The sequence below is a fragment of the Micromonospora sp. MW-13 genome, assembly GCF_003434305.1.
In the GTDB taxonomy this organism is placed as follows: domain Bacteria; phylum Actinomycetota; class Actinomycetes; order Mycobacteriales; family Micromonosporaceae; genus Micromonospora.
The window spans coordinates 243,610-255,635 of record NZ_QKKX01000011.1 but is presented as its reverse complement, the minus strand read 5'-3'; the positions used below and the strand labels follow the sequence as shown (position 1 = coordinate 255,635).

General features: G+C 72.2%; 8 protein-coding genes. 7 read left to right on the top strand and 1 reads right to left on the bottom strand.

What is annotated here, in order from left to right; all coding sequences use genetic code 11:
• Nucleotides 1–129: 129 nt before the first annotated feature.
• On the bottom strand, nucleotides 130–762 hold the full coding sequence (locus tag C5N14_RS08840; protein WP_117667362.1) for an NAD(P)-dependent oxidoreductase: 633 nt from the start codon (nucleotides 760–762) through the stop codon (nucleotides 130–132).
• A 624-nt stretch (nucleotides 763–1,386) separates the two neighbouring features.
• On the opposite strand from C5N14_RS08840, the gene C5N14_RS08835 reads away from it, so the two are divergent.
• The 7 genes from C5N14_RS08835 (at nucleotide 1,387) to C5N14_RS08805 (ending at nucleotide 12,023) form a co-directional block, all read left to right on the top strand.
• A complete protein-coding gene (locus tag C5N14_RS08835) occupies nucleotides 1,387–2,079 on the top strand; it encodes a response regulator transcription factor (protein ID WP_117667360.1) in 693 nt (230 codons plus the stop codon).
• A 664-nt stretch (nucleotides 2,080–2,743) separates the two neighbouring features.
• A complete protein-coding gene (locus C5N14_RS08830) occupies nucleotides 2,744–4,177 on the top strand; it encodes an FAD-dependent monooxygenase (RefSeq protein ID WP_117667358.1) in 1,434 nt (477 codons plus the stop codon).
• 284 nt (nucleotides 4,178–4,461) lie between these two features.
• Nucleotides 4,462–5,415, top strand: a complete 954-nt coding sequence (locus C5N14_RS08825; protein ID WP_117667356.1) for an LLM class flavin-dependent oxidoreductase — start codon at nucleotides 4,462–4,464, stop codon at nucleotides 5,413–5,415.
• Between the two features lie 42 nt (nucleotides 5,416–5,457).
• Nucleotides 5,458–6,567, top strand: a complete 1,110-nt coding sequence (locus tag C5N14_RS08820) for a questin oxidase family protein (RefSeq protein WP_207892660.1) — start codon at nucleotides 5,458–5,460, stop codon at nucleotides 6,565–6,567.
• A gap of 124 nt (nucleotides 6,568–6,691) precedes the next feature.
• Nucleotides 6,692–7,189: a signal peptidase II gene (gene lspA, locus C5N14_RS08815; protein WP_243639332.1), complete on the top strand. Its 498-nt coding sequence runs from the start codon at nucleotides 6,692–6,694 to the stop codon at nucleotides 7,187–7,189.
• 422 nt (nucleotides 7,190–7,611) lie between these two features.
• Nucleotides 7,612–8,610 (top strand): prenyltransferase, encoded by a 999-nt coding sequence (locus C5N14_RS08810; protein WP_165878057.1) that lies wholly within the window; start codon nucleotides 7,612–7,614, stop codon nucleotides 8,608–8,610.
• 251 nt (nucleotides 8,611–8,861) lie between these two features.
• On the top strand, nucleotides 8,862–12,023 hold the full coding sequence (locus C5N14_RS08805) for a non-ribosomal peptide synthetase (protein WP_165878056.1): 3,162 nt from the start codon (nucleotides 8,862–8,864) through the stop codon (nucleotides 12,021–12,023).
• Nucleotides 12,024–12,026: the final 3 nt, after the last annotated feature.

Genomic DNA, 12,026 nt, shown 5'->3' with positions numbered 1-12,026 from the left:
TTTCCCCTGGAACCGATCGGTTTTCCCCGGCCGGCCGCCACCGCGCCGGAGCCGGCGCTCACCGTCGGACCGGCGCTGTCCCGGGGCCGAGCTGGGTCAGGGGGCTCCTGGGCCGTTCGGCCCGCGCCGTCAGGCGGCCACGTTCACCGCGCGCCGGACGAGCCGGTCATCGGTGAGGGCTGACAGCATGGCGGCGGCCAGGTCGCCCCGGCGCAGCGTCCAGGCCCGGGGCAGCGGCGCCTCGACGGCGGCGCGGCAGGTGCCAGTGGTCGGGCCGTCGCGCAGGTACGGCGGACGGAAGACCGTCCAGTCGCGGTCGCTGGCGGCCAGGATCAGCTCCATCCGCCGCATGTCCTGGTAGGCGCCCCCGAAGAACCGGTGCAGGACGGGATCGACCAACCGGCGGTGCAGCGTGTCCTGCTGGGTGGCGGGGGCGATCGGCAGTGCGGTGACGGCCACCACCCGCCGGATGTCGAGGTCCCGCATCGTCGCCAGGATCGCGCTGGCGCCCGCCGAGTACACCCGGGTGGGTCGGCTGGCCCTCGCGGAGCCCAGCGCGGAGAGCACGGCGTCGGCGTCGTCCAGCACGGACCGCAGCGATCCAGGGTCGAGGACGTCCGCGACGGCGACCCGCAGGTCCGGATGGGTCGGACCGGGCCAGCCCCGGCGCGCGACCGCGGTCACCTGGTGACCGGCGGCCAGGGCCTGCTCCACGAGGAGCGCGCCGGTTCCTCCGGTCGCGCCGAACACGGTCAGTCGCATGGGGATCCTCCTGGCGGCAGTGTCCCGATGCGGCGGCGTCGCATCCGGGCCGGTCAGGTCGTGGTGGGCTTGCGAGCGGGCACCTGTCCCAGAAGATACCGGACACCGGTTGCTCAGCAGGGGCGACGAAATGGCGGGGCGGGCACGGGCCGACCAGCTTCCGGGGGCGGGCGTGCCGGGCGCTCGAAGGCCGGTCGCCGTAGGAGGTGTGTTATGTGACCGACGTCACCGTCCTTGGGGTTTGGTAGGCCCGGCAGGCGTCTCTGTCCAATTTATACACCTAAATACCCCTCGGTCTATGTCACGTATCGCGCTTTCGGTTGAATCCGGACATTCCGAAGAGTGTTCAGGTGATTACCGGTTCGGTTGACGAACGGGTCGATCGGTTTTCTTATGGGAGTTGCCGAGTGTTGTCGGCCCGTCCCGGACGGCTCCGTCGGCCGGGCGACCGAGGTACGCGGCTCGGGGGAGATGGCTGCCAGGCGGCCAGTGACAAGCGTTCCGCGCCGACCGTCGGCCGCGGTCGAGGAGCGCAGCGGCTCGTCGCCCCGGAGCGTCAGTGCCCCGGTTCCACGGGACCGGTCCGACCGCCGGTATGCCGTCTCGTAGATCCGGGAGATCCGAATGCACGTTCTTGCGGTTGAGCACGACGGTTTCGCGGCGGAGCGGCTGGTCGGCTGCGTACGCCGACTCGGCTATCGCGTCACCTCCGTGCCCACGGGCAGGGAGGCGCTCTCGTCGTTCGACGGCAGTGACCTCGTCTTGCTCGATCTCGACCTGCCCGACATCGATGGGCTCGACGTCTGCCGGAACATCCGCGCCGCGGGCGACACGCCCGTCATCGCCTTCACCAGTGGCGGCGGTGAGGCTGATCGGGTGCTCGGTCTGCAGGCCGGGGCGGACGACTGCATGGGCAAGCCGTACGGCCTGCGTGAACTGTCCGCCCGGATGGAGGCGCTGCTGCGGCGCGCCAGCCCGGCGCGGGACACCGGCGCACTACAGCGCGGCGCCCTGCGGATCGACCCGGCCATCCGGCAGGTCAGCGTGGGCCGGTGCCTGGTCCCGCTCACCCGCAAGGAGTTCGACCTGCTCTATCTGCTCGCCTCCGACCCCGACCGGGTCTTCACCAGGGAGGAGTTGATGGCGCGGGTCTGGCAGGACGGCGGCGCCGTCGCCCGGTCCTCGCGGGCCAGTCGGACGCTGGACACCCACGTCGGCACGTTGCGCCAGAAGATCGGGTCGGGTGGCTGGATCGTCACCGTCCGCGGCGTCGGATTCCGGCTCGGCCTCGGCGAGTCGCACGCCCTCGTGTCCTGAGCGGTCACCGGTCCCCGGCGGGCTGACGAGTGGGGGAGGCGTGTGCGTCGTGTGCTGCCCCGGGCGCCCACCGGCCGGGCGGCCCCGCACCTCCGACCGGCGAGCATCCGCGCCACCCGGCACGCTTGGTCGCCGGTCCGTAGGTCGTGGGCCCGGCCGACGTCTGGTACCAGGCTGCCCGTCAATTCTCCGGTCATTCTGCCCCGTTTCCCGAGCTGCCTCCGGCCTCGTCCTTGACACTTATCTTTCACAATGCCCGCACACTTTTTGCATGCCGTTACCTGTTGTCCGCAGGCGCGACCGCCTATCGTGTGATTTTCAGGCATGAATGAGCTTCCCTCCATCGGATCAATTGTCGACACGCTGTCGGTCGCCGGGCTGGGCGAGAGCAATCGACAAAGGGCGGTGCGCATGGACGCCGAGGTCATTGGCGGTCGGAGCAGTCCCGGCAGGTCCGATGCTGGCCGGTGAGCCGCCGTGCGGTGGAACACGATGTCGCCGCGCCGGCCGAGCAGGTGTACCGGCTCGTCGCCGAGGCCCGCCGAGTTCGTCCGTGACGCGCTGAGCACCAACAGTCGCGCCGCACTCGGGCAGGTCGGGCAGCACGCCGAGGCCCGACGTCGACCGCCCGGCGGTGCCCGCCGCCGGAGGAGAGGACAGGGACATGCGTACCGAGGTGATCGTCGTCGGCGGGGGCCCGGTCGGCCTGCTGCTCGCCGGAGAACTGCGGCTCGGCGGCGTCGGAGTGACGGTGCTGGAGCGACGTACCGGGGCGAGCACCGAGTCCCGGGCGTCGACCCTGCACGCCCGCACCATGGAGCTGTTCGACCAGCGTGGCCTGCTGGAGCGGCTCGGCACGCCGCCCAACGACTCCCGGGGCCACTTCGCCGGCCTGCCGCTGGACCTCGGGGGGACCGACTCCCCGTACCCCGGTCAGTGGAAGGTGCCGCAGGCCCGCACCGAGGAACTGCTGCGGGAGTGGGCCTGCGGTCTGGGCGCCGAGGTGCTGCCCGGCCGGGAGGTGACCGACCTCGCCGACCTCGGCGACCAGGTGACGGTGACCGTCCGGGGCCCGGCCGGCCCCGCGCGACTGCGGGCCCGCTACCTCGTCGGCTGCGACGGTGAGCAGAGCATGGTACGGGCCCTGGCCGGATTCGAGCTGGCCGGCACCGACGCCCGCCGGGAGATCCTGCGGGCGGACGTCACCGGGGTACAGATCGGTCCCCGCCGGTTCCAACGGCTCCCGGGCGGCCTCGCGGTCGCCGCCCGCCTGCCCAGCGGGGTGACCCGGGTGATGGTGCACGAGTTCGGTCGGTCGCCGACGTCCCGGGCCGGTGCCCCGGACTTCGCCGAGGTGCGCGCGGCGTGGAGCCGGGTGACCGGGGAGGGGCTCGACGGGGCGCGGCCGGTCTGGGTCAACGCCTTCGACGACACCTGTCGGCAGGCGACCGCGTACCGGCGGGGCCGGGTCCTGCTGGCGGGGGACGCCGCCCACCGGCAGCTCCCGGTGGGCGGCCAGGCGCTCAACCTCGGCCTGCAGGACGCCGCGAACCTGGGATGGAAGCTGGCCGCGCAGGTGCGTGGCTGGGGCCCGGACGAGCTGCTCGACACCTACCACGCGGAGCGGCACGCGGTAGGTGCCCGGGCGCTGACCAACATCGCCGCGCAGGCGCTGCTGCTCTTCGGCGGCCCCGAGGTGGAGCCGGTCAGGGCGGTCGTCGGTGAACTGCTCGGCCATCCGGTGGTGCGGGCGCACCTCGCTGCGATGGTGAGCGGGCTCGACGTGCGCTACCCCGCCGGCACGGAGCACCCGCTGGCCGGGGCGCGGATGCCGCCCTGCACGGTGCACACCGGCGCGGGTCCGCGCACCCTCGCGGAGGCGCTGCGCCCGGGGCGCTTCGTCCTGCTCGACCTGACCGGTGGGCCCGGTCCCGACCTGGGCTCACGCGTACGGGTGCTGCCGGCCACCGTGACCGACAGCGCGCTGGAGGGGATGCGGCACGTGCTGGTGCGTCCGGACGGCCACATCGCCGCCGCCGGGCCGGAACGCCGCCCACCGCTGGCGGAGCTGCGCCGCTGGATCGCCGCGCCGCGGTGAGAACCCACCCGGCTCGCGCGCGACGACGGTCCCCGTCGGCCTCTCGCGACTCTCTCCTGAACGGTAGATCCGCCGTCATTCGTACCGCCCCCACGGGCGATTAACCTGCTGATTTGTCGTCGATTTTGAAGACCCCTCACAGAGACCTGGCATGGGAACTCTTGACGTCGCGTTTTGGTCAGAGAAAGCTGTTGTAAGCGATTCGTCGCCTCGTGGCGGCTCAGTCCACGTCTTTCTGGATGAAATTCTGTGTCGAGCGCCGCTCCAGGGAAGGTAGGAACGAAATGAAGCTCGGACTCCTCTTCGATCTGCGTAATCCGGCGCAATGGGAGAGGCCGTGGGCCGACCACTATGCGCGTACGCTGGAGTTCTGTGAGGAAGCCGATCGGCTCGGCATCGGGGGCCTGTGGTTCACCGAGCATCATCGCTTCGAGGACGGCTACCTCCCGCAGCCGCTCACGTTCGCGGCGGCGGCTGCGGCGCGCACGAAGCACGCGCGCATCGGCACCTCGGTGGTCATACCGGCGCTGCGCAAGCCCGCACAACTGGCCGAGGAAGCCGCGATCGTCGACCTGATCAGCGGTGGCCGCCTGGAGCTCGGAATCGGCGCCGGATACCGGATTCCGGAGTTCGAGCTTTTCGACGTCTCGTACGAGCGCCAGGTCACGCGTGCCGGGGAGGCCGTCACGGAGGTGCGCCGGCTCTGGAGCGAACAGGTCGTGACCCCGCTGCCGATTCAGAATCCCGTACCGATATGGGGAGGGTTCTACCGCCCCCGCGGCGCGCGGATGGCGGGCCGGCTCGGAATGGGATACCTCGACGTGTCCCTTCCGATGTTCGAGCACTACCTGGCCGGACTCGAGGAAGCCGGACACGACGCGAGCCAAGCGCGGGTGGCGGGCCTCTTGCCAATTGTGCTGGCGGATGACCCCGAGGCCGCCTGGGCGCGGATCGTGCCGCATCTGGCGCATCAGAAGAACACCTATCGGCAGGGCTGGTCGGAGGGCACCGACCGGCCGAAGCTGCCGTGGCTGGAGCCGGATCCCACCTCCGAGGAGCTACGTAAGATGCTCGAGGTCCTCACCCCGGACCAGGCCGCAGAGCGGATCAGGGCGCTCACGAAGGACCTGCCCGTGGAGCACCTCATCTTCTGGGCGAGCATCGGCGGGATGCCGGACGACCTGGTGGTCCGCAATATCGAGCTTTTCACCGAGAAACTCGGTCCACTGCTCGCCTGACAGGGCCCACATATCGCCGATACCCGAGGAGTGGAGGTCCCTGTGGTTGCCTATTTCGATGCCGTCAACGACGCGCTGGAGCGCCTGGACGACATGGGGTACGAGCGCGGCGAGCGCAACGAACTCGTCAATCACGGCCCGATGGCGACCGAAACGCTGGCCACCCTCGGCCACGGTGACCAGATCGGCGCCTGGGTCCAGGTCTACCGCGCCAAACCCCACCACGACAGGCCCGCTCCCCACTTGCCGATCGATGCCTCGGACGAGGGCTCCTGGCGTCCCGCGCTGGGCGATTTCGGCCGGGCCGGGGACTGGGAGCAGCTATTCGTCCGGGAACTGGCCGACGCTCCCTGGCGCGACGTGGTCGTCCGATGGTGGCCGCGACTCATCTCCGGCCTCCTGGCGGGCATCACGCACGGCGCGATCCGAACGGCGCACGCTGTGCGCAGCCTGGCCGGCACCCCGAAGCCGAGTCGGGCGCAGCTTACCGAGCTGGCGCGCGGGCTTGCCTACTGGGCGGCCCGTCACCGCAGCCTTCCAGGGCAGGCGGGCTTTCGGGGGAGGGCCAGCCTGGCACAGGCTGTGGCGGCGCTTCCTCGCGAGCAACTGGAGGATTCCCTGCTCCCGCCGCGGGCGAGGGTGATTTCAAGGGAGCGGCTTCGCCGCATCGATGAGCTCTCCGGATATGACGAAGCGTTGCAGGCGGTAGCTCCGGAGGGACCCCAGCTCCTGCTGAGCGAGATGACAGCCGAGTTCGCCGGCATCTATCTCGCCCACACCGACATCTACCCCATCCCACTGCTCCACGGTGTGACACTTCCGGCCGCCGTCCGGATCGTCCTGCCGCACCTTCCGGTAGAGATGCACCTGCCCACGGTGGCCGCCGTCTGGCAGCTCCATGTAGCGCTCCTGCTCGCCTTCACCGGCGATCGCCGTGGCGAGGACACGGCGCGCGAGGTCGCGCTGCAAGCCGACGTCCCACCCTTCGACGAACTGGTGGCCCGCGCCGTGGAGCACAAGGACGAGCACGTCATCAAGTTCACCGAGGCGTGCCTACGCGAGAACGGCCTGCGCCCCGACCCCCGCTACGCCGCCGCCGTCCAGACCGCCCAGGAGCGCATTCCGGTCCCCGAACTCGGCCTCATTCCGTGACGTCCTGCGAGCCGTACGGCCTGCGGAGTCGCTGCTGTGCGGCTGCGGAGTGCTGATCCAACGCTGGTCCTTGGGCGGTACCGCCGGCCGGCGCCCGGCCGGGGCGACCGGTTAGGGTTCCGATGTGTTCCGCGCCGTCGTGATGATCGCTGCTGTGGTGCTCGTGTCTGACCAGGTGACGAAGTACTGGGCCCAGTCCTCGCTGTCCGCCGGGCAGACCGTCCCCGTCGTCGGTGAGCTGCTGCAACTGCGGCTGGTCCACAACCCCGGCGCCGCCTTCTCCATCGGCTCCGGGCACACCTGGATCTTCACGATCGTCGCGGCTGCGGCGGTGGTCGTGCTGGCAGTCGTGGCGCGGCGGGTCGCTTCGCGTCCCTGGGCGGTGGCGTTGGGGATGGTGCTCGGCGGTGCGGCGACGCATCTGCTGGACCGCCTGTTCCGTGAGCCAGGATTCCCCCGCGGACACGTCGTGGACTTCATCGACTATGCCGGGTTCTTTGTCGGCAACGTCGCTGATATCGCCCTGGTCGTCGGCGTCGGCCTCGCCATGCTGCTCAGCGCGCGCGGCATTCCGCTGGGCAGGCAGCCCGCTTCCGCCGAGGTCCGCACTGACAACTCCTGATACTCCGGTCGGAGGCGACGTCCCACTGCTGGACAGGACGATCGCGTACGACGGGCGAGTCCTCCGGCGGCAGCGACGGGCCGGTGTCCCCTGCGACGGTGGCGGGTGGTCAGCGGGTGGGCGGGACGAACTCGGGCTGGTCGAGCATGCGTAGCCAGCGCGTCGAAACACCCGCCCTGCTCGTCCTGATCCGGAGTTGCTTTTCCGACAGATCGGGTCCGGTGCCGTTCCCCGCGACATAGGTTGTTGTCCTGGTCCGACTACGGGGGAGGCGCCAGTTCATGGCCGCAGTGCGGGATTCCCAGTTGAGCCCAGGGCCTCGCCGATCTGCCGCCGGGCCCGCCGCCGGGCCGGAGGGAACCAACTGGCGGGGATTCCTCCGACTGGCCCGACTACGTTTCCTGCTGTACAACCTTTTGCCGGTGGGCCTCGCCGTAGCGGTGTCGGTACACCAGGGCTACCCGCTCGACCTCCCGTGGTACGTCGTCGCGCAACTGTTCGCGTGGACGGTCCACGTCATGACGCACTACTGCAACGAGTACTTCGACCTGGAGGCGGACCGGGCGAACGTCTACTTCACCCCGTGGACGGGTGGCAGCCGGGCGCTGGTGGACGGGTCGGTCGCCCCCGTGGTGTCGCTCGGCGCCGGGTTCATCCTGTTCAGCGCGTCGATCCTGATGGTGGCTGTGATGCCGTCCTGGCAGGCGCGCGTGCTCGCCACCGCGGCCGTGGTGCTGGCCTGGTTCTACACGGCGCCGCCGGTGCGGCTGAACTACCGAGGCGCGGGGGAGCTGACCGTCGCCGCGATCCTCAACGGCCTGTGGCCCGCCGTCGCGGTGGTGCTCCAGGCCGGCACCGTGCCGGTGCTGCTGCTGGCCGTGCTGGCGCCCACCGCGGTGCTCCAGGTGGCCCGGATGATGGTGATGAACCTGGGCGACCGCCGGTCGGATGCGATGGTCGGCAAGCGCACGCTGCCTGTCATCATCGGTTACCAGCCGGCGGTGCACCTGATCGTCGGCGCGCAGTTGGTCGCGTACGTGACGCTCACTGTCTTCGCGCTGCTCGACTGGGTGCCGTGGCTGGTCTGGGCCGCGATGGCCGGCACCGCGCCACTGTCGGCCTGGCTCGTCAGGCAGCTCCGTGGCGGCGCGATGCGTGACCTCGAACCCGGGCGCATGACACCGGTGGTGTTCTGGGCCTCGAACCACGTGTCCCTGATCGTCGCGGCGGCGATGCTGGGCGTGCTGCTGGACGCGGCGCGCCGTTCCGCCGACACCGGTGCGCTGGCGGTGCTCGGCGCGGTCCTCGCCGGCTACGGGGTGCTGTTCGCCCACCGCCTGTGGTTGGCCCGCCGCGCGGAACCCCGACACCTTCTGGAGCCTGGCCGCGACGGCGAGCGGCGGGCGGGTCCGGTGGCGTGATCGGGTGGGCCGGGGCACGTCGGTGGCGTGGGGCATCCCGACGGTGGTGGCCGGTCCGGGCGTGGGCGCAGGTGCTTGGCACGACGGCGCGGTTGACCGGGTTCTACTGGTGACCACTGTGGAGCGACAGTGGTCGTACGGACCGATGTGTATGGAGACTTTACGGAGAGAGACCGTTGGTTGAACTCCACTAGCATCGCCAGTTACCGATGCCACCGGCAGCGGCGATGTCCGGTGCGGGGGAGGAAGCGGTGCAGGGAACTGGCAAGTACACCTTTCCGGCGTCCTCGGCCCAAGAATGGATCTGGCTGGCCAGCCAGGTCGACACGGAGGCCGCCGCCTACAACCTGCGGGGCTACGCCCGGCTCCCGGCGCGGGTGGACGCCGGCATCGTGCACGCCGCGCTGGCCGAACTGGTCCGGCGGCACGAGCCGCTGCGTACCGCGCTGCGGCTGCGCGACGGCGCGCTGACCCAGGTCGTGCACGCCGAGGTCCCCGTCGAACTGGCCCACCTGGACGTCGCCGACCTGTCCCCGCAGGAGCGGGCCCGCCGGCTGGCCGAGACGGAGGCGGCGGACCTGGCGGAGCCGTTCCCGCTCGACCGGGCCCCGCTGTGGCGGGCCCGGCTGATCCGGTTGCCGGAACACAGCGGGCTGCTGCTCGTCGCCCACCACTCGATCTTCGACGGCAACTCGGTACCCGTGTTCGACACCGAGCTGCGGGAGCTGTGCCAGGCGGCCCTGGAGGGCCGGCCGGCCCGGCTGCCCGAGCTGGAGATCCAGTACGCCGACTACGCCGCCTGGCAGAGCGAACAGCTCCGCACCGGCGCGGGCGACGCCGACCTCGCCTACTGGCGGGACCGACTGGCCGGGGCGCCGCTCGTGCACGCGGTGCCCACCGACCACCCGCGTACCGCCGGGCCCGGCCGCCCGGGCGCGGAGATCGTCTTCGCGGTCCCCGAGGAGCTGCGTACGGCGCTCGGCGGGCTCGGCCGCCAGCACGCGGCGAGCCCGGCGATGGTCCTGCTCGCCGGCTACGCGGCGTTGCTGCACCGGCTCTCCGGCGACCCGGCCGTGCTCGTCGGGCTGCCCGTGGCCGGCCGGGACCGCCCGGAACTCGTGCCGATCATCGGCATGTTCGTCAACACCCTGGTGCTGCGGATCGACGTGTCCGGCGACCCGAGTTTCGGCCGGCTCGTCGAGCGGGTCCGGGACACCATGCTGGCCGCCTGGGAGCACCAGGGACTGCCCCTGCCCCGGCTGGTCGAGGCGCTCTCACCGCCCCGCACGCCCGGGGTGCAGCCGCTCTACCAGCTTGGGTTCAACTACCTGGGCAAGGTGGACCTGGACACCAGCAACGGCACGGCGCACGAGGAACTGCTGCTGGAGGTCAACGAGACCAGGGGGCGGCTGGAGTACCGCTCGGACCTGTTCGACGCCGGCACCGCCGAGCGTCTGGTGCGCCGCTACCTGTGCCTGCTGCGCGGCGCCCTGGCCGGGCCCGACACCGCGCTGTCCGCGCTGCCGCTGCTGGACGAGGCGGAACGGCTGCTGCTGGCCGGCTGGAGCGCGGCCGGCCCGGCGGCCCGGCCCGACAGCGGCCCGACCGTCGTCGACCTGGTCCGGGCCCAGGCCGTCCGGTGCCCGGCGGCGGTCGCCCTGCGCGACGGCGCCACCTCGCTCAGCTACGCGGAGCTGGACCGGCGGACCGCCCGGCTGGCGGCCCGGCTGCGCCGCGCCGGGGTCGGCCCGGAACACCTGGTCGGCGTCGCCCTGCCCCGGTCCGCCGACGTGGTGGTGGCCATGCTGGCCGTGCTCCGCTCCGGCGCGGCCTACGTACCGCTGGACCCGGCCTACCCGCCGCAGCGGCTGGCCTACCTGGTGGCCGACTCGGCCGCGTCCGTGGTCGTCACCGCGACCGGCCTGCGGGAGACCCTGCCGCCGGGGCCGTACACCACGATCTGCGTGGACGACCCCGACGCCGACGCCGCGGACCAGCGGCCGGACGACGCCGGCACGGTCGCACCCGCGCCGGGCGACCTGGCGTACGTCATCCACACCTCCGGCTCGACCGGCCGGCCCAAGGGGGCGATGATCGAGCACCGGTCGCTCGCCGCGCACGCCACCTGGTTCGTCCAGCGGCTCGGCATCACCCCGGCGGACCGCCTGCTGGTCCTCGCCTCGCCCAGCTTCGACGTGTTCGGGCAGGAGGTCTTCCCGGCGCTCGTCGCCGGCGCGACCCTGGTGATCGCGCCGCCCGACGGCGCGCTGGACGCCCCCGCCCTGCTGGACGCCGTGCGCCGGGAGCAGGTCACCCTCCTGTCCTGCGTGCCCACCGTGCTGCAGCACCTGGTCGCCGAGCCGGGCCTGGCCGCCTGCCGGCACCTGCGCCAGGTCACCTGCATCGGCGAGCAGCTCACCGGTGACCTGGCCGCCGACCTCGCCGCCGTCCTCCCGGTGCCGCTGCACAACCTGTACGGCCCCACCGAGACCACCATCGCCGTCTCCGCCCACACCGTGCCGCCCGGCGACCGCGTCACCGGCCCGGTGCCGATCGGCGTCCCCATGGACGGCGCCGCGCTGCACGTGCTCGACGAGCGCGGCGAGCCCACCCCGGTCGGGGTGCCCGGACACCTGCACATCGCGGGCGTCCCGCTCGGCAGGGGCTACCTGCGTCGCCCGGCCGAGACGGCGGCGGCCTTCGTCCCGGACCCGTTCGGCCCGCCCGGCTCCCGCCTCTACCGCACCGGCGACCGCTGCCGCTGGCGCACCGACGGCACCCTGGAGTTCCTGGAACGCCTCGACCGCCAGGTGAAGGTCAACGGCGCCCGGGTGGAACTCGGCGAGATCGAGACCGCGCTGCGGGCCCAGCCGGGGGTGCGGGAGGCCGCCGTCGTGGTGCGTACCGACCCGCGCGGCGGGCAACGCCTCGTCGGGTACGTCGTGGGCGACGTCGAACCGGACGCCCTGCGGCCGGCCCTGCGCGCGACCCTGCCCGGCCACCTCGTCCCGACCGTCCTGATCGGCCTGCCCGCGCTGCCGATGATGCCCAGCGGGAAGCTGGACGCCGCCGCCCTGCCCGCGCCCGCCGACCAGGCGTCTGCGCAGGCCGCGCCCACACCGCCGCGCACCGGCGCGGAGGAGATGGTCGCCGCCGTCTGGGCGGAGGTGCTCGGCACCGGCTCCGGCGACGTGCACGCCAACTTCTTCGACCAGGGCGGACACTCCCTGCTGGCCGGCCGGGTCACGGCCCGGCTGGCCGACGCGCTCGACCTGGACCTGCCGATCCACGTCCTGTTCGCCCATCCCACCGTGGCCGGGCTCGCCGCCGAGGTCGAGCGGCGGCTCGTCGCCCGGCTCGACCAGCTCACCGACGACGAGGCCGCCGAGTTGCTCACCGCCCGCGAGAGGTAACCA